13 protein-coding genes are annotated in these 16,952 nt (G+C 71.6%); 6 read left to right on the forward strand and 7 right to left on the reverse strand.

What is annotated here, in order from left to right; translation table 11 throughout:
• Nucleotide 1 precedes the first annotated feature (1 nt).
• Nucleotides 2-1,678: a glucose-6-phosphate isomerase gene (gene pgi / locus RI578_RS29660; protein ID WP_310873933.1), complete on the forward strand. Its 1,677-nt coding sequence runs from the start codon at nucleotides 2-4 to the stop codon at nucleotides 1,676-1,678.
• 36 nt (nucleotides 1,679-1,714) lie between these two features.
• Here the strand turns inward: pgi and RI578_RS29665 are convergent, their stop codons facing one another.
• From RI578_RS29665 to RI578_RS29675, 3 genes are read right to left on the reverse strand one after another with little or no spacing between them, the layout of a single operon-like run.
• Nucleotides 1,715-4,216, reverse strand: coding sequence for an FtsX-like permease family protein (locus tag RI578_RS29665; RefSeq protein WP_310873934.1), 2,502 nt, complete (start codon nucleotides 4,214-4,216; stop codon nucleotides 1,715-1,717).
• Between the two features lie 51 nt (nucleotides 4,217-4,267).
• Nucleotides 4,268-5,023, reverse strand: a complete 756-nt coding sequence (locus RI578_RS29670; RefSeq protein ID WP_310873935.1) for an ABC transporter ATP-binding protein — start codon at nucleotides 5,021-5,023, stop codon at nucleotides 4,268-4,270.
• 8 nt (nucleotides 5,024-5,031) lie between these two features.
• On the reverse strand, nucleotides 5,032-5,547 hold the full coding sequence (locus tag RI578_RS29675) for a PadR family transcriptional regulator (RefSeq protein ID WP_310873936.1): 516 nt from the start codon (nucleotides 5,545-5,547) through the stop codon (nucleotides 5,032-5,034).
• A gap of 110 nt (nucleotides 5,548-5,657) precedes the next feature.
• Here RI578_RS29675 and RI578_RS29680 point away from each other — a divergent pair, with 110 nt between their 5' ends.
• From RI578_RS29680 to RI578_RS29700, 5 genes are all read left to right on the forward strand, one after another.
• Nucleotides 5,658-6,929: an ABC transporter substrate-binding protein gene (locus RI578_RS29680; protein WP_310873937.1), complete on the forward strand. Its 1,272-nt coding sequence runs from the start codon at nucleotides 5,658-5,660 to the stop codon at nucleotides 6,927-6,929.
• A gap of 147 nt (nucleotides 6,930-7,076) precedes the next feature.
• Nucleotides 7,077-8,741, forward strand: coding sequence for an alpha-amylase family glycosyl hydrolase (locus RI578_RS29685; RefSeq protein ID WP_310873938.1), 1,665 nt, complete (start codon nucleotides 7,077-7,079; stop codon nucleotides 8,739-8,741).
• Nucleotides 8,742-8,776: 35 nt separating this feature from the next.
• Nucleotides 8,777-10,105 (forward strand): ABC transporter substrate-binding protein, encoded by a 1,329-nt coding sequence (locus RI578_RS29690; protein ID WP_310873939.1) that lies wholly within the window; start codon nucleotides 8,777-8,779, stop codon nucleotides 10,103-10,105.
• Between the two features lie 6 nt (nucleotides 10,106-10,111).
• The gene (locus tag RI578_RS29695) at nucleotides 10,112-11,482 is read left to right on the forward strand and encodes a sugar ABC transporter permease (RefSeq protein ID WP_310873940.1); all 1,371 of its coding nucleotides are present in this window, start codon (nucleotides 10,112-10,114) and stop codon (nucleotides 11,480-11,482) included.
• Nucleotides 11,479-12,318 (forward strand): carbohydrate ABC transporter permease, encoded by an 840-nt coding sequence (locus tag RI578_RS29700; RefSeq protein ID WP_310873941.1) that lies wholly within the window; start codon nucleotides 11,479-11,481, stop codon nucleotides 12,316-12,318. The genes RI578_RS29695 and RI578_RS29700 overlap by 4 nt, the downstream gene beginning before the upstream one ends.
• A gap of 128 nt (nucleotides 12,319-12,446) precedes the next feature.
• On the opposite strand, the gene pgl is transcribed toward RI578_RS29700, so the two are convergent.
• The 4 genes from pgl to tal are packed head-to-tail and all read right to left on the reverse strand — an operon-like array spanning nucleotide 12,447 to nucleotide 16,924.
• The gene (pgl, locus tag RI578_RS29705; RefSeq protein WP_310873942.1) at nucleotides 12,447-13,229 is read right to left on the reverse strand and encodes a 6-phosphogluconolactonase; all 783 of its coding nucleotides are present in this window, start codon (nucleotides 13,227-13,229) and stop codon (nucleotides 12,447-12,449) included.
• Nucleotides 13,226-14,281 carry a glucose-6-phosphate dehydrogenase assembly protein OpcA gene (gene opcA, locus RI578_RS29710; protein ID WP_310873943.1) on the reverse strand — a complete coding sequence of 352 codons (1,056 nt, stop codon included), beginning with the start codon at nucleotides 14,279-14,281 and terminating at the stop codon, nucleotides 13,226-13,228. Before opcA ends, pgl begins: the two co-directional genes overlap by 4 nt.
• Nucleotides 14,278-15,801 (reverse strand): glucose-6-phosphate dehydrogenase, encoded by a 1,524-nt coding sequence (gene zwf, locus RI578_RS29715; protein ID WP_310873944.1) that lies wholly within the window; start codon nucleotides 15,799-15,801, stop codon nucleotides 14,278-14,280. The genes opcA and zwf overlap by 4 nt, the downstream gene beginning before the upstream one ends.
• 4 nt (nucleotides 15,802-15,805) lie before the next feature.
• A complete protein-coding gene (tal, locus tag RI578_RS29720; protein ID WP_310873945.1) occupies nucleotides 15,806-16,924 on the reverse strand; it encodes a transaldolase in 1,119 nt (372 codons plus the stop codon).
• Nucleotides 16,925-16,952 lie beyond the last annotated feature (28 nt).

A 16,952-nucleotide genomic window follows, 5' to 3' on the forward strand; every position in this document is an offset into this window, starting at 1 on the left:
CATGAACGCAGACGGCCGTACCAGGCTCAACCAGACGCCCGAATGGACCGCGCTGGCCAAGCACCGCGAGGAGCTCGGCGAGGTGCGGCTGCGCGAGCTGTTCGCCGCCGACCCCGGTCGCGGCACCGGCTGCACGCTCCGGGTGGGAGACCTGTACGTCGACTACTCCAAGCACCTCGTCACCGACGAGACCCTGCGGCTGCTGCGGGAGTTGGCCGCCGCCACCGACGTGTTCGGGCTGCGCGACGCCATGTTCCGCGGTGAGCGGATCAACACCACCGAGGACCGGGCGGTGCTGCACACCGCGCTGCGCGCCCCGCGGGACGCGGTGATCGAGGTCGACGGCGAGAACGTCGTCCCCAAGGTGCACGCCGTGCTCGACAGGATGGCCGGCTTCGCCGACCGCGTCCGCTCCGGGGAGTGGAAGGGCCACACCGGCAAGCGCATCAGGAACGTCGTCAACGTCGGCATCGGCGGCTCCGACCTCGGCCCCGCCATGGCCTACGAGGTGCTGCGCGCCTTCACCGACCGCGAGCTGACGGTCCGTTTCGTCTCCAACGTCGACGGCGCCGACCTGCACGAGGCCACCCGCGACCTGGACCCGGCCGAGACGCTGTTCGTCATCGCCTCCAAGACCTTCACCACCATCGAGACGGTCACCAACGCCACCTCCGCCCGGACCTGGCTGCTGAACGCGCTCGGTGACGAGAAGGCCGTCGCCAAGCACTTCGTCGCCCTGTCGACGAATGCCGAGAAGGTCGCCGACTTCGGCATCGACACCGCCAACATGTTCGAGTTCTGGGACTGGGTCGGCGGCCGCTACTCGTTCGACTCGGCGATCGGCCTCTCCCTGATGATCGCCATCGGCCCGGACCGCTTCCGCGAGATGCTCGACGGGTTCCACCTCGTCGACGAGCACTTCCGCACCGCCCCCGCGGAGTCCAACGTGCCGTTGCTGATGGGCCTGCTGGGCATCTGGTACGGCAACTTCCACGACGCCCAGTCGCACGCGGTGCTGCCGTACTCGCACTACCTGTCGAAGTTCACCGCCTACCTCCAGCAGCTCGACATGGAGTCCAACGGCAAGTCCGTCGACCGGGACGGACGCGAAGTGGACTGGCAGACCGGCCCGGTCGTCTGGGGCACGCCCGGCACCAACGGACAGCACGCCTACTACCAGCTCATCCACCAGGGCACCAAGCTCGTCCCGGCGGACTTCATCGGCTTCGCCGAGCCGGTGGCCGAGCTGAGCGACGAGCTGAAGGCCCAGCACGACCTGCTGATGGCGAACTTCTTCGCGCAGACCCAGGCGCTCGCCTTCGGCAAGACGCCGGACGAGGTGCGGGCCGAGGGCGTGCCGGAGGAACTGGTCCCGCACAAGACGTTCCGGGGCAACCACCCGACGACCACGATCCTCGCCCGCGAGCTGACCCCGTCGGTACTCGGCCAGCTCGTCGCCCTCTACGAGCACAAGGTGTTCGTCCAGGGCGCGGTGTGGAACATCGACTCCTTCGACCAGTGGGGTGTCGAACTCGGCAAGGTGCTCGCCAAGCGCGTCGAACCCGCCCTCACCGAGACGTTTTCGTCAGCCGCTGCCGCGGCGGGCTCGGTCCCCGGCCTGGACGCCTCCACCAAGGCGCTGGTCGCCGCCTACCGGGAGCTGCGCGGCCGGCGGTGAAGGACGGGGCGTGCGGTGGCCCGGCCGGTCGTCCGGTCAGGCCACCGCGCTCAGGGTGTCCGCGAGCCGGCGCCGGGCCGCCCGTGCCGACGGTACGGCGGCCAGCGCGGCGGCACCGAGCACGGCGGTCGCGCCCAGGAGGGTGAGGAAAACAGGGGAGGGGGCCTGGGCGATCCCCGCGCCGATGCCGCTGGAGGCGCCCTGGGCGTCGATCAGCCAGTGCGCGAGCGGCAGCCCGAGAGCGGTGGCGAGGAGCACGGCCGCCAGGGCGGTGCACGCGGTGGCCGTGACGGTGATGCCGGTGATCTGGCGCGGGGACAGGCCGATCGCCTTGAGGGCGAGCAGGTCCCGTTCGCTCTCCCGGACGGTGCCGCCGATGGCGGTGAGCAGTTCGATCAGCCCGATGAGGGCGAGGACGGCGATCAGGCCGAGGACGACTCCACGCAGCGGGGAGAGCCCGTCGGCGGGGTTCGTCACGGAGTGCACGTCGAGCCGTCCGTGCCCGGCCTCCGCGAGCCGCCCGGCGACCTCGCCCGGGTCGGCGCCGGGGTGCAGGCGGAGCTGGTAGAGGGTCGGGCTCAGCCGCGGGTCGTTCTCCCGGAGGGTGTCGAGGGACGTGGAGATGACCCGGCCCCCGTTCTCCGGTTCGATGCTGCGGCCCACGATGTGCAGGATCTGCGGCTGGTCGCCGACGGTCATCCGCACCCAGTCGCCGACGTGCACCTCCAGCAGGTCGAGCAGGCCCTGCCCCGCCACCGCCTCGTCCGGTCCGTGCGCGCGGCGGCCCTCGGCCAGGGAGTACGGGTAGGGGTCCGCGCGGGTGCCGAGCCCGCGCAGCGCGATGGTCGCGGTCTGGCCCGGCACCAGGGCGGCCACCTCGACGCCCGGGTAGGCGGCGGCGACCTGGGGGTCGCCTTCCAGCAGAGCGCGGGTGCCGCGGTCGCCGAGACCGGCGTCGGCGCGGACGGTGAGGGCGGTGGGCAGACCGAGCTGCTCGGGCCGGCTCTGGAAGCGGTCGATGGTGGTCCACGCGCTCATCGCCACCACGATCAGCAGCAGCGGCAGCGTGAGGCGGGCGACCGTGGCGAGCGAGCGCGGGCGGCGCGTGAACGCCTTGTGCCAGCCGAGGACGAGCGCGGGCGGCACCCGCACCTCCACTTCCCGCACGCCGGGCGACGCCGTGGCACCCGGCACACCCGATTCACCGGGCGCACTGGGCACACCGGTCACACCGGGTTCACCGGGCGACGCCGTGGCACCCGGCACACCCGGTCTACCGGACACACCGGGCGCACCGGTTACACCGGGCACACCCGGTTCACCGGACCCCCTCGCCCCAAGCCCCCGCACCCGTACCCTGAGCACCCGCAGCCCCAGCGCCCTCCGTGCCGCGCCGGACAGCCGGCCGCCCTGCGCCGCCGCCGGGCGCGGCACCGGAACCGGCGGCACCCGGCCCGCCCGCCAGGCCGCGAGCCCGGTGGTGGCGCCGATGAACAGCACCGCGGCCGCCGGTACGGCGAACAGCGCGACGGTGTGCCCGGGCAGCCCCTGCCACACGCCGACCGCGTCCCCGAGCCGCCCGGGGACGAGGCTGCCGAGGGCCTGCGTGAGCACGGCGGCGGCCACCGCGCCGAGCAGGGCGTAGGCGAGGTGCTGGAGCAGGAAGACCCGGACGACCTGGCCCGGGGTGAACCCGATCGCCTTCAGGACGGAGATGTCCCGCAGATGGCCGCGGATCCGGGTGCCGATCGCCCCGTGCACGGCCAGCCCGGCGGCGAGCAGCGCGCCCAGTCCGAACAGGCCGAGGACCTGGCCGAGCAGCCGGTTGTCGCCCTGGGCCTCCGCGCGGGCCTGCTGCCAGGTGGAGACCTGCCCGATCGCACCGGCGCCCAGCACGGTCACCGCACGCTGCACGGCGTAGTCGGTGTCCGCGGGGTCCGTCAGCCGCAGCCCGATCACCTGGCCGCCCGGGTCGGCCACGGCGGCCGGCGGCGCCCACACCAGGCCCGGCTGCTCGCCCGGCCGGTAGCGGCGTTCGGGGCTGTCGGCGATGCCGCTCACCGTCAGGGTGCGCGTGGTGCCGGGCAGGGTGAGGGTGTCGCCGGGCTGGGCCAGCAGCGCGCGGGCGAGGCGGCTCTCCAGGACCACTCCGTCGGGATCGGCCGGGTCGAGCCAGTGCCCGGCGGTGAGCAGCGGGCGCCCCACCTCGGGCTCCTCGGCGGTGCCGCGCAGCTCGACGGAGGCGCGGGTGCCGCGTACGGCGACGGTGGCGTCGGCGGTGGGGTAGGGCCCGGCGACGGACTGGACGCCGGCCAGGCCCGCCAGTTCGCGGGTATCGGCGGCGCTGTCGGTGTGCAGCCAGACGTGGGCGCCGCGGGCCTGTGTGAAGACGCGCTGCCAGGGGTTGGTCGCGTACCCGAACAGGGCCGTGGCCAGCAGCAGCGAGGCGACGATGCCGGCGGTGGCGAGGACGAGGAACAGCGCCTCGCCCCGGTGCGTGCGCAGATCGGAGTGGGCCCAGCGCAGGGTGGCTCGCACGGGCCTCAGCCCTCCGGTGAGCGGTGCGCGCGGTGGTCGTACGCCCGCATGTCAGTCCTTGAGTTCCAGCACGGCGGACGCCCCGGACCGGCGGCGCGGTGGCGTACCGGCGTCCAGTTCGGCGTCGTCGGCTATGCGCCCGTCGAAGAAGCTGATCACCCGGTCCGCGGCGCTGGCGAGCCGGGCGTCATGGGTGACCAGCAGGATGGTCTGGCCGCGCTGGTGGAAGCGGGACAGCAGCCGCATCACCTCGCGGGTGCCCTTGCTGTCCAGGCTGCCCGCGGGTTCGTCGGCCAGCAGCAGCGGCGGATGGTTGACCAGGGCCCGGGCGAGCGCCACCCGCTGCTGCTCGCCGCCGGACAGCTCACCGGGCATGCTGCGCTCCTTGCCCACGAGGCCCAGCTCGGCCAGCAGCTCCGCCCGTTCGGCGCGCGCCCGCTTCGGCGGCAGCCCGGCGAGCAGGGCGGGCAGCTCGACGTTGTCCGCGACGGACAGGTCGGAGACCAGGTTGAAGAACTGGAAGACGATGCCGATGCGCTTCCGGCGCTCGACGGCCCAGCGCGCCTCGCGGTACCGGTCCGTGCACGCGCCGTCCAGCCAGAGGCTCCCGGCGTCCGGCCGCTGGAGCCCGCCGAGCAGATGCAGCAGCGTCGACTTCCCGGCGCCGGACGGCCCGGTGATCGCCACGAACTCGCCCCGCCGCACACACAGGTCGACCCCGCGCACGGCGTGCGCCGGAGCACCCTCGCCGTGGTGCGTCTTGACCAGGCCCTCGGCCCGCAACACGGGAGCGGGATCGGCACTCACGCCAGCACTCACTCCAGCTCCTCCAGCTCTTCCTGACACCGTTCCAGCCAGTCGAGGTCGGCCTGCAGGTGCAGCATCGCGCCCTCGATGAGGAGGTGGGCGACGCGGTTGTCGCGGTCTTCGGCGGCGGCCAGCTTGGAGAGCTGCCGCATGGTGTTCAGGTACTGCCGCCGCTGTTTGTTGATGAGGGTGATCTGGTCGGCGAGCCCGGTCTGCGGAGCCAGGGCGAGCTTCATGAAGAACTCGTCCCGCACCCGCGGCTCGTCCGCCGTCTCCTCGTACCAGGCCCGCAGCTCGTCGCGCCCGGCGTCGGTGAGGTGGTAGACCTTCTTGTTGGGCCGGCTCGACTGCTCGATGTCCTCGCCCTCGATCAGTCCCGTCTTCTCGAGGCGGCCGAGGGTGACGTAGATCTGGCCGACGTTCGGCTGAGGGTACGCGGAGCCCAGCAGTTGCTCAAGGTCCTGCTTCAGCTCGTAGCCGTGGGCCGGTCCGCGGGCCAGAAGGGCCAGAAGGTGCAGGCGCACTCAGCCGTCCTTCCCTTCTGGTCACATGTGCTCCAGGCCCTAGTATCGCGCATACCTAACAGGTATACATGGCCCCTGACCGGTGTACGAGGGCGTACAGGGAGGAACCTATGCGGTGGATCCACGCCGCCGGTAGGGGCCTTCTCGTCCTCATGGTGCTCCTGACCGGCTACGTCGCCTCGGGCGCCCGCGCCGACGTGGGCGTCGAGAGCGGGCGCGGGCCGCTCACCCTGGCCACCGCCGGTGACCTCACCGGCTACCTCGGCCCGCTGCTGGAGGGCTGGAACCGGGACCATCCCGACGAGCAGGTCACCCTCGTCGAACTGCCCGACTCCGCCGACGAGACCCGCGCGCAGATGGCCACCGACCTGCGCGACGGCGACCGGCACCGCTTCGACGTCCTCAACATCGACGTCAACTGGACCTCCGAGTTCGCCGCCGCGGGCTGGATACGCCCGCTGCCCCACGACCGGTTCCCGCTCGACACCTTCCTGCCGCCGGTCGTCGACACGGCGACGTACGACGGGCGGCTGTACGCCGTCCCGTACGTCACCAACGCGGGCCTCCTCCTCTACCGCAAGGACGTCCTCGCCGAGGAGGGCGTCCCGCCGCCGCGCACCTGGGCCGAGCTGGAGCGGTACGCCGAGACCATCGCCCCGAAGCACGGACTGGACGGTTACGCGGGCCAGTTCCTGCCCTACGAGGGCCTCACCGTCAACGCCGCCGAGGCCGTCTACTCGGCCGGCGGCAGCATCCTCGGCGACGAGGGCGAACGCGTCACCGTGGACTCGGCGGCGGCCCGCGAGGGCATCGGATTCCTGGCGCGCGGGGTGCGCGAGGGCTGGATCCCGAAGGACGCGCTCACCTACAAGGAGGAGGAGTCCAAGCGGGCCTTCCAGGACGGCCGCCTGCTCTTCCTGCGCAACTGGCCCTACGCCTACGTCGGCGCCTCCGCCGCGGACTCGAAGGTCGCCGGAAAGGTCGGCGCCGTGCCGCTGCCGGGTCCCGACGGGCCCGGTACGAGCGTGCTCGGCGGCTCCAACCTGGCCGTCGGCACCCATGCCCGGCACCCCGACTCGGCCGCGCGTCTCATCGCGTACCTCACCAGCGAGCGCGTCCAGCGCCAGGTGCTCACCCGCGGCGCGCTGCCGCCCGTACGGGCCGACCTCTACGAGGACCCCGGACTCACCGAGGCGTTCCCGTACCTGCCGACCCTGCGGGAGAGCGTGCTCGCCGCCGCGCCGCGCCCCAAGAGCCCGCGCTACGACCAGGTCAGCCTGGCCGTGCAGGCGGTCGTGCGCGACGCGATGACCGGGCGGCAGACGCCCGAGGCGGCGGTGCGCCGGCTGGCGCGCGAGCTGGCCGCGATCTCGCGGCGCTGAACTCTTTCCACCCTCCATAGTTACGCGTTAGGTAACGTCGACATCTCATCTGCGCCCTCGCTGCGGTGAAAAGTGGGCATATAAACCCCCAACCCCTCAGTAGCTTCTGTTCTGTTCGTTGACACCCTCGCGACACCGCTACCTAACATGCATGCACAACAACGGCGGCTCTACAGACAGGTCTACGGGGTGAACAGGCACCACTGGTGGCGTGACGCGGTGATCTACCAGGTCTACGTCCGCAGCTTCCTCGACAGCACCGGCGACGGTGTCGGCGATCTCGCCGGCGTCCGGGCCGGGCTGCCGTATCTGCGCAAGCTCGGCGTGGACGGGATCTGGCTGAGCCCCTTCTACCCCTCGCCGCAGCACGACCACGGCTACGACGTCGCCGACTACCGGGGCGTCGACCCGCTCTTCGGCGACCTCGACGAGTTCGACGCGCTGGTCGCATCGGCCCGGCGCCTCGGCATCCGGGTGCTGCTGGACATCGTCCCCAACCACTGCTCCAGCGAGCACCCGTGGTTCCGCGAGGCCCTCGCCGCCGAGCCCGGCAGCCCGGCCCGCGCCCGCTTCCACTTCGCCGACGGCCGCGGCCCGGACGGCGACGAGCCGCCCAACAACTGGCACGCCATGTTCGGCGGACCGGCCTGGACCCGGGTGACGGAGGCCGACGGCCACCCCGGCCAGTGGTACCTGCACATGTTCACGCCCGAGCAGCCGGACTGGAACTGGCGCACCCCCGAGGTCGCCGCCGAGTTCGACCGGATACTCCGCTTCTGGCTCGACCGGGGCGTCGACGGCTTCCGCATCGACGTGGCCGCCGGCCTCTACAAGCACCCGGACCTGCCCGACTCCCCGGACCCGGAGGCCGACGCCCGCACCCGCGACTCGGTCAACCCGCTCGCCTGGAACCAGCCCGAGGTGCACGACGTGTGGCGGCAGTGGCGCGCGGTGTGCGAGGAGTACGCCGGCCGCGACGGCCGCGAGCGCCTCCTGGTCGGTGAGGTCTCGGTCCCCAGCGCCCGCGAGCACGCCCGCTACGTCCGCCCCGACGAGCTCCACCAGGCCTTCTTCTTCGACCTGCTCGGCGCCCCCTGGGACCCCGACGCCTTCCGCAAGGTCATCTCCGAGGCCATGCAGGACATCGCCGGCACCGGCTCCACGGTCACCTGGGTCCTCAACAACCACGACCAGGTCCGCACCGTCACCCGCTACGGCGAACCCGCCACCGACGGCAGCGGCCTCGGTACCGCCCGCGCCCGCGCCGCCGCGCTGCTGATGCTGGCGCTGCCCGGTGCCGCGTACATCTACCAGGGCGAGGAGCTGGGCCTGCCCGAGGTCGTCGACCTGCCCGACGACGTGCTCACCGACCCGATCTTCCACCGCACCGGCAGCCGCGCCCGCGTCCGCGACGGCTGCCGGGTGCCGCTGCCCTGGTCGGGACAGGCCTCCCCGTTCGGCTTCACCTCCGGCGACGGCAGCGCCAAGCCCTGGCTGCCGCAGCCGGAGTACTTCGCCGAGTACGCCACCGACCGCGCCCTCGCCGACACCCGCTCCTTCTGGCACCTCTACCGAGACGGCCTCCAGCTCCGGGGCGACCTGCCCCAGCTGGGCGAGGGCACCCTGCGCTGGCTGGAGACCCCGCCCGGCGTCCTGGCCTTCGTCCGCGGTGACGGCCTGGTCTGCGCCGTCAACTTCGGCACCGCACCCACGCCCGCGCCGGTCCCCGGCACCCCGCTGCTCACCAGCGGCCCCTGCCCGCCCGGCGTCCTGCCCGGCTCCACCGCCGCCTGGTGGATCGCCGACCTCTGACCTTTCCTTGCCCGACTCTCGAAGGGACATCAACGATGATGCGACGACGTACCTCCCTGCTCACCGGCTGCACCGCCCTCGTCCTCGCCCTCGGCGCCACCGCATGCGGCGGCTCGGGACCCGTCACGGCCGGCGGCGGTGACAAGGCGCTCGGCGGACAGTCCGTCACCGTGGCCGGCGTCTGGTCCGGCACCGAGCAGGAGAACTTCCAGAAGGTGCTGGACGCCTTCTCCGAGAAGACCGGCGCCAAGACGTCCTTCGTCTCCACCGGCGACAACGTCTCCACCGTCGTCGGGAGCAAGATCGAGGGCGGCAACGCCCCCGACGTGGTGATGGTCCCGCAGGTCGGCGTGCTCCAGCAGTTCGCCGGCAAGGGCTGGCTGAAGCCGCTGTCCAAGACGGCGCAGAAGTCCGTGGACGCCAACTTCGCCAATGTCTGGAAGTCGTACGGCAGCGTCGACGGCACCCTCTACGGTCTGTACTTCAAGGCCGCCCACAAGTCGACCGTCTGGTACAGCCCCGACGCGCTCGACCAGGCCGGGGTCGAGCCGCCGAAGACCTACGACGAGATGCTGAAGGCCGGGCAGACCGTCTCCGATTCCGGGCTCGCCGCCTTCTCGGTCGCCGGACAGGACGGCTGGACGCTGACCGACTGGTTCGAGAACATCTACCTCTCCCAGGCCGGGCCCGAGAAGTACGACGCCCTCGCCGCCCACGAACTGAAGTGGACCGACGCGAGCGTGGTCGAGGCGCTCACCACCCTCGGCAAGCTGTTCAAGGACAAGCAGCTGATCGAGGGCGGCCAGAAGGGCGCCCTGAACACCGACTTCCCGGGCTCGGTGGAGAAGGTCTTCGGCCCGGAGCCCGAGGCCGGCATGGTCTACGAGGGCGACTTCGTCGCCGGGGTCGCCAAGGACCAGTTCGGCAAGGAGATCGGCAAGGACGCGAACTTCTTCCCGTTCCCCGCGGTCGCGGGCGGCGAGGCGCCCGTGGTCAGCGGCGGCGACGCGGCCGTCGTCCTGAAGGACGGCAAGAACTCCAAGGTCGGCATGGCGCTCCTGGAGTACCTCGCGACCCCCGAGGCCGCGGCCGTGTGGGCGGAGGCGGGCGGCTTCCTCTCCCCGAACAAGAAGCTCGACCTCGCCTCCTACGGGAACGACGTCAGCCGGGCCACCGCCAAGTCCCTCGTGGACGCCGGGGACTCCGTCCGCTTCGACATGTCCGACCAGGCACCGGCGGCCTTCGGCGGTACCAAGGGCACGGGCGAGTGGAAGATCCTCCAGGACTTCCTGCGTGACCCGTCCGACCCGAAGGCCACCGCCGCGCAGCTGGAGACCGCGGCCGCCAAGGCCTACAAGGACTGACCGGCCATGACCTCGACCACCCTGGTGAAAGAGGCGAGCCCGCCCGCCGCCCCCGGCCCGGCGCCCGTACGGCGCCCCCGGCGGCGCCGGGCGGCCGTCGCCCTGCTCTTCGTCCTGCCCGCACTGCTCCTGCTGGGCGCGCTCGTCGTCTACCCCGTGCTGTTCTCCGTCGGGCGCAGCCTCTTCGACGCCTCGGGCACGCGTTTCGTGGGCGGCGACAACTACACCGAGATGTTCAGCGACCCGGCCACCCTCAAGGCCGTCCGCAACACGGCCATCTGGGTCGTGATCGCCCCCACCCTGCTGACCGGCCTCGGCCTGATCCTGGCCGTGCTGGTCGAGAAGGTCCGCTGGGCCACCGCCTTCAAACTGCTCCTCTTCATGCCGATGGCGGTGTCCTTCCTCGCCGCCGGCATCATCTTCCGGCTCGCCTACGACCACGACCCGGACAAGGGCGTCCTCAACGCCGCCGTGACCGGCGTGCACGACGCCTTCGCCGGTACGTCGACCTATCCGGGCGCCCGCGCCCGCGAGGGACAGACCGGTGGCGGCCTGGTCAAGGCGGCGGACGGCTCGTACCGGACGAGTGCGGGCGTGTCCCCCGGCGACACGGTGGCGCTCGGCCTGGTCGGCGTACTGCCCGACGACCTGCCGTCCGGCACGAAGCCCGCGTACGACGCGGCGGGCCGCGAGGCGGCGGCCGGTGAGGTGAGCGGTGTCGTCTACCTGGACTTCACGCCCGGCGGGGGAGGGGAGCAGGGCCGGGTCGACCGGCGCGAGAACGGGCTGCCCGAGATGACGGTCGAGGCCGTGCGCGACGGCCGTACGGTCGCCACCACGACCACCGCGGCCGACGGCTCCTTCCGCTTCGAGGACCTGGTCGAGGGCTCGTACGCCGTCGAGCTGCCCGCGTCGAACTTCGCCCCGCCCTACGAGGGCGTCTCCTGGCTCGGGCCCGCGCTGGTCACGCCCGCGATCATCGGGGCGTACCTGTGGATCTGGACCGGGTTCGCGATGGTCCTGATCGGCGCCGGGCTGTCGTCGCTGCCGCGCGACGCGCTGGAGGCGGCGCGGATGGACGGCGCGAACGAGTGGCAGATCTTCCGGCGGATCACCGTGCCGCTGCTGGCACCGGTGCTGACGGTCGTCTTCATCACCCTCGTGATCAACGTGATGAAGGTCTTCGACCTCGTCTACATCATCGCGCCCGGACCCGTGCAGGAGGACGCGACGGTGCTCGCGACGCAGATGTGGCTGGTGTCGTTCGGCGGCGGCAACAACCAGGGGCTCGGCAGCGCGCTGGGCGTACTGCTCCTGCTGCTCGTCGTCCCGGCCATGGTCTTCAACGTCCGCCGCTTCAAGAGGAGTCAGCGATGAACGCCGTCCGGCGCTACCTGGGCAACGGGATCGTCCAGGCCTTCCTCGTGCTCATCGGCCTGGTGTGGATGACCCCACTGGCCGGACTCTTCCTCTCCTCTCTACGGTCCGCCGAGGACACGGCGAAGGGCGGCTGGTGGACCTCCCTGGCCAGCCCCGGCCAGCTCTCCCTCGACAACTACTCCGCGCTGCTGGGCAACTCGGGCATCACCCAGGCCTTCTGGAACACGGTGCTCATCTCCGTGCCGACGACCGTGCTCGTCGTGGTCGTCGGGGCGCTCGCCGGGTACGCCTTCGCGTGGCTGGACTTCCCGGGGCGCGAGGCGATCTTCCTGCTGGTCGTGGCGTTGCTGGTGGTGCCCGTGCAGATCGGACTGCTGCCGGTCGCCAAGCTCTTCGGTCAGCTGGGCCTGTTCGGGACCATCCCGGGTGTCGTGCTCTTCCATGTGGCGTACGGGCTGCCGTTCGCGGTGTTCCTGCTGCGGAACTACTTCGCCGAGATGCCCAAGGAGATGCTGGAGGCCGCGCGGATGGACGGCGGCAACGAGTGGCGGATCTTCACGCGGCTGGTGCTGCCGGTGGGGAAGCCGGCCATCGCCAGCCTCGCCATCTTCCAGTTCCTGTGGGTGTGGAACGACATGCTGGTGGCGCTGTTGTTCGCGGACAGCTCGTCACAGCCGCTGACCGTGGAACTCCAGTCGCAGATCCGGCAGTTCGGCAGCAACATCGATGTGCTGGCGCCGGGGGCGTTCCTGTCGCTGGTGGTGCCGGTGGTGGTGTTCTTCGCGTTCCAGCGGCATTTCGTGCAGGGGGTGATGGCGGGGTCCGTGAAGTGACGGGGGGTGGGCGGCGGGGAGGGTTTTCGCCCCCGCCGCCCCTTCCCGTTCCCGTTCCTGGGGGCTGTCGCCCCCGGACCCCCGCTTTCGGCCTGGACGGCCTCGTCCGCGAACGCCGGACGGGCTGGTCAGGCCGATGCCGGTGGGTAGAGGGACCTCGGTAGTTGTGAAGCCGCCGTCGTGTCCAGGAGCCACAGGGTGCGGGCGCGGCCCTGTGCGCCGGCCGCCGGGGCCTGGATCTCGCCCGCGCCCGACAGGGCCATCGCGACCGCGTTCGCCTTGTCCTCGCCCGCCGCGAGCAGCCACACCTCACGGGCCGCGCGGATCGCCGGCAGGGTCAGGGAGACGCGGGTGGGCGGCGGCTTCGGGGAGCCGTGGACGCCGATCACCATGCGCTCCGTCTCCCGTACGCCCGGATGCTCCGGGAAGAGCGACGCCACGTGCGTGTCCGGGCCCACGCCCAGCAGCAGGACGTCGAAGGACGGCACCGCGGCGTGGTTCTCGGGGACGGACGCCTCGGCCAGCTCCCGCGCGTACGCCGCCGCCGCGGCCTCCACGTCCGAGCCGTGCGGCCCGTCCGACGCCGGCATCGCGTGCACCCGCTTCGGGTCCAGCGGCACCGAGTCGAGCAGCGCCTCGCGGGCCTGGGTGACGTTGCGCTCCGGGTCGCCCTCCGGCAGGAAGCGCTCGTCGCCCCACCACAGGTCCAGGCGGGCCCAGTCGACGGCGTCCCGGGCCGGGGACCCGGCGATCGCGGCCAGCAGGCCGTTGCCGTTGCGGCCGCCGGTCAGGACCACGGACGCGCTGCCCCGGGAGGCCTGCGCGTCCACGATCTTCGTGATCAGCCGTGCCGCCGCGGCCTCGGCCATCAGCTCCTTGTCGCGGTGTACGACCAGCTGGGGAGTGCTCACTTCGCCGCCGCCTTCTTCACCGGGGTCTTCTCCTGCGCCGCGTCCTTCGCGGGAGCTTTCGCAGCCGTCTCGACGGGAGCGGGGACCGCGACGGCGCCCCCTTTGTCCGAGGCGTCCGAGGCGTCCGGCGCGTTCAGCCGGTCCACCCCGTACCGCAGCGCCGAGGCGTACGTGTCGTCCGGGTCCAGGCGGCGCAGCTCCTCCGCGATCAGCTCGGCCGTCTCGCGGCGCTTGAGCGCCACCGCGCGGGCCGGCTGGCCCTGGATGGACAGGTTCGCCAGCGACCCGTCGGCCCGGTCCAGGACGACCGGGCCGCAGTCGGTGTCCATCCGGACCGCCGTCAGACCCGGACCGTTGGAAGCGGTGCGCTTCACCGGCACGTCCAGCCGGTCCGCGAGCCACATCGCGAGCAGCTCGCAGCTCGGGTTGTACTCCTCGCCCTCCACCTCGACCGCCTGCACCTCGCAGTCGACCTGGTCCAGGGCCGCCGCGAGCATCGAGCGCCACGGCGTGATGCGGGTCCAGGACAGGTCGGTGTCGCCCGGCGTGTAGGCGTCGGCGCGGGCGGCCAGCTCCCGTACCGGCTCCTCGCAGGCGTAGGTGTCGGTGACCCGGCGCTGGGCCAGGGCGCCCAGCGGGTCCCCGGCCGGGTCCAGCGGCGCGTTCACCGGCCACCACACCACGACCGGCGCGTCCGGCAGCAGCAGCGGCAGGACCACCGACTGGGCGTGGTCGACGACGTCGCCGTACAGCCGCAGCACGATCGTCTCGCCGGTGCCCGCGTCGGCGCCGAGGCGTACCTCCGCGTCCAGCCGGGACTTCGTACGGTCCCGGGGCGAGCGCGAGACGCGCTTGATGACCACGAGCGTGCGCGAGGGATGCTCGTGCGCGGCGTCGCTCGCGGCCTTCAGCGCGTCGTAGGCGTTCTCCTCGTCGGTGACGATGACCAGGGTGAGCACCATGCCGATGGCCGGGGTGCCGATCGCCCGGCGTCCCAGCACCAGCGCCTTGTTGATCTTGCTGGCCGTGGTGTCCGTGAGGTCCGTCTTCATGGGCGGCGCCAGCTCCGTCCGTCTCGTTCGAGCATGTGGTCCGCCTCGACGGGTCCCCAGGTACCGGCTGGGTACTGGGCCGGAGCGCCGTGCTCGTCCCAGTACTGCTCGATCGGGTCGAGGATCTTCCAGGACAGCTCGACCTCCTCGGTGCGCGGGAAGAGGTTGGCGTCGCCCAGGAGCACGTCCAGGATGAGGCGCTCGTACGCCTCCGGGCTGGACTCCGTGAAGGACTCGCCGTACGCGAAGTCCATGGACACGTCCCGGATCTCCATCGACGTGCCCGGCACCTTGGAGCCGAAGCGGACGGTGACGCCCTCGTCGGGCTGGACGCGGACGACGATCGCGTTCGAGCCGAGTTCCTCGGTGGCCGTGGAGTCGAAGGGGGAGTGCGGCGCGCGCTGGAAGACGACCGCGATCTCGGTGACCCGGCGGCCGAGGCGCTTGCCGGTACGCAGGTAGAAGGGGACGCCCGCCCAGCGGCGGTTGTCGATGCCGACCTTGATCGCGGCGTAGGTGTCGGTCTTCGACTTCGGGTCGATGCCGTCCTCTTCGAGGTAGCCGACGGCCTTCGCGCCGCCCTGCCACCCCGCCGCGTACTGGGCGTGCACGGTGTCCCGGCCCAGGTCCTTGGGGAGCCGGACCGCGCCGAGCACCTTGGTCTTCTCCGCGGCCAGCGCGTCCGCGTCGAAGGAGGCGGGCTCCTCCATCGCGGTCAGCGCGAGCAGCTGGAGGAGGTGGTTCTGGATGACGTCGCGGGCGGCGCCGATGCCGTCGTAGTAGCCGGCCCGGCCGCCGATGCCGATGTCCTCGGCCATCGTGATCTGGATGTGGTCCACGTAGGACCGGTTCCAGATCGGCTCGAACATCGTGTTGGCGAAGCGGAGCGCCAGGATGTTCTGGACGGTCTCCTTGCCCAGGTAGTGGTCGATGCGGAAGACCTGGTCCGGGGCGAAGACCTCGTGGACGATCGCGTTGAGCTCCTCGGCCGACTTCAGGTCGTGGCCGAACGGCTTCTCGATCACCGCGCGGCGCCAGGAGCCGCTCGACTGGTCGGCCAGCTGGTGCTTCTTCAGCTGCTGGATGACCACCGGGAAGGACTTCGGCGGCACCGACAGGTAGAAGGCGAAGTTGCCGCCCGTGCCCTGCGCCTTGTCCAGCTCGTCGATGGTGCCGCGCAGCCGCTCGAACGCCTCGTCGTCGTCGAAGGTGCCCTGGACGAAGCGCATGCCCTGGCTGAGCTGCTGCCAGACCTCCTCACGGAAGGGCGTTCGCGAGTGTTCCTTGACGGCGTCGTGCACGACCTGGGCGAAGTCCTCGTGTTCCCAGTCGCGGCGGGCGAAACCGACGAGCGAGAAGCCCGGCGGCAGCAGACCCCGGTTGGCGAGGTCGTACACGGCGGGCATGAGCTTCTTGCGGGAGAGGTCGCCGGTGACGCCGAAGATGACCAGACCCGACGGCCCCGCGATACGCGGGAGCCGTCGGTCTGCGGGGTCACGCAGCGGGTTGCTGCTTGACAATGTTTTAGCCCTCCGAGGGGGCGAGGCGCTTCAGCTCCGCCTCGGTCGACTTCAGCAGGTCCGTCCAGGAGTCCTCGAACTTGTCGACGCCCTCCTTCTCCAGCAGCTGGACCACCTCGTCGTAGCCGATCCCGAGCTTCTCGACCGCGTCGAGGTCGGCGCGGGCCTGCTCGTAGGTGCCGGCGACGGTGTTGCCGGTGATCTCGCCGTGGTCCTCGGTGGCCTCCAGCGTGGCCTCCGGCATGGTGTTGACCGTGTTGGGCGCGACCAGGTCGGTGACGTACATGGTGTCGCTGTACGCCTTGTCCTTCACGCCGGTCGACGCCCACAGCGGACGCTGCTTGTTGGCGCCGGCCTTCTCCAGGGCGTTCCAGCGGTCGGAGGAGAAGATCTCCTCGTACGCCTGGTAGGCGAGACGGGCGTTGGCGACGGCGGCCTTGCCGCGCAGGGCCTTGGCCTCGTCGGTGCCGAGCGCGTCGATCCGCTTGTCGATCTCGGTGTCCACGCGGGACACGAAGAAGGACGCCACCGAGTGGATCTGCGACAGGTCCAGGCCGCGCTCCTTGGCCTTCTCCAGGCCGGTCAGGAAGGCGTCCATGACCAGGCGGTAGCGCTCCAGCGAGAAGATCAGCGTGACGTTGACGCTGATGCCCAGGCCGATCGTCTCGGCGATCGCCGGGATACCGGCCTCGGTCGCCGGGATCTTGATCAGCGTGTTGGGCCGGTCCACCAGCCAGGCGAGCTGCTTGGCCTCGGCGACCGTCGCCTTGGTGTTGTGCGCGAGGCGCGGGTCGACCTCGATGGAGACCCGGCCGTCCTTGCCGCCGGTGGCGTCGAAGACGGGGCGCAGGATGTCGGCGGCGTCGCGGACGTCCGCCGTGGTGATCATGCGGATGGCCTCTTCGACCGTGACCTTGCGGAAGGCGAGGTCGGAGAGCTGCTGGTCGTAGCCGTCGCCCTGCGAGATCGCCTTCTGGAAGATCGACGGGTTGGTGGTGACGCCCACGACGTGCTGCTGGTCGATCAGCTCGGCGAGGTTGCCGGACGTGATCCGCTTGCGCGACAGGTCGTCCAGCCAGATCGCGACGCCTTCATCGGAGAGGCGCTTGAGTGCGTCTGTCATGGAAAATGCATCTCCTACGTGTCGTGTG

This window comes from Streptomyces sp. BB1-1-1 (assembly GCF_031597775.1).
In the GTDB taxonomy this organism is placed as follows: domain Bacteria; phylum Actinomycetota; class Actinomycetes; order Streptomycetales; family Streptomycetaceae; genus Streptomyces; species Streptomyces thinghirensis.

Excerpts from the sequence above, each read along its gene's own strand:
- RI578_RS29700 (WP_310873941.1), top strand. The coding sequence starts at position 11,479 with ATGAACGCCGTCCGGCGCTACCTGGGCAACGGGATCGTCCAGGCCTTC.
- tal (WP_310873945.1), bottom strand. The coding sequence starts at position 16,924 with ATGACAGACGCACTCAAGCGCCTCTCCGATGAAGGCGTCGCGATCTGG.
- opcA (WP_310873943.1), bottom strand. The coding sequence starts at position 14,281 with ATGAAGACGGACCTCACGGACACCACGGCCAGCAAGATCAACAAGGCG.
- RI578_RS29695 (WP_310873940.1), top strand. The coding sequence starts at position 10,112 with ATGACCTCGACCACCCTGGTGAAAGAGGCGAGCCCGCCCGCCGCCCCC.
- RI578_RS29685 (WP_310873938.1), top strand. The coding sequence starts at position 7,077 with ATGCATGCACAACAACGGCGGCTCTACAGACAGGTCTACGGGGTGAAC.
- RI578_RS29690 (WP_310873939.1), top strand. The coding sequence starts at position 8,777 with ATGATGCGACGACGTACCTCCCTGCTCACCGGCTGCACCGCCCTCGTC.
- RI578_RS29680 (WP_310873937.1), top strand. The coding sequence starts at position 5,658 with ATGCGGTGGATCCACGCCGCCGGTAGGGGCCTTCTCGTCCTCATGGTG.
- pgi (WP_310873933.1), top strand. The coding sequence starts at position 2 with ATGAACGCAGACGGCCGTACCAGGCTCAACCAGACGCCCGAATGGACC.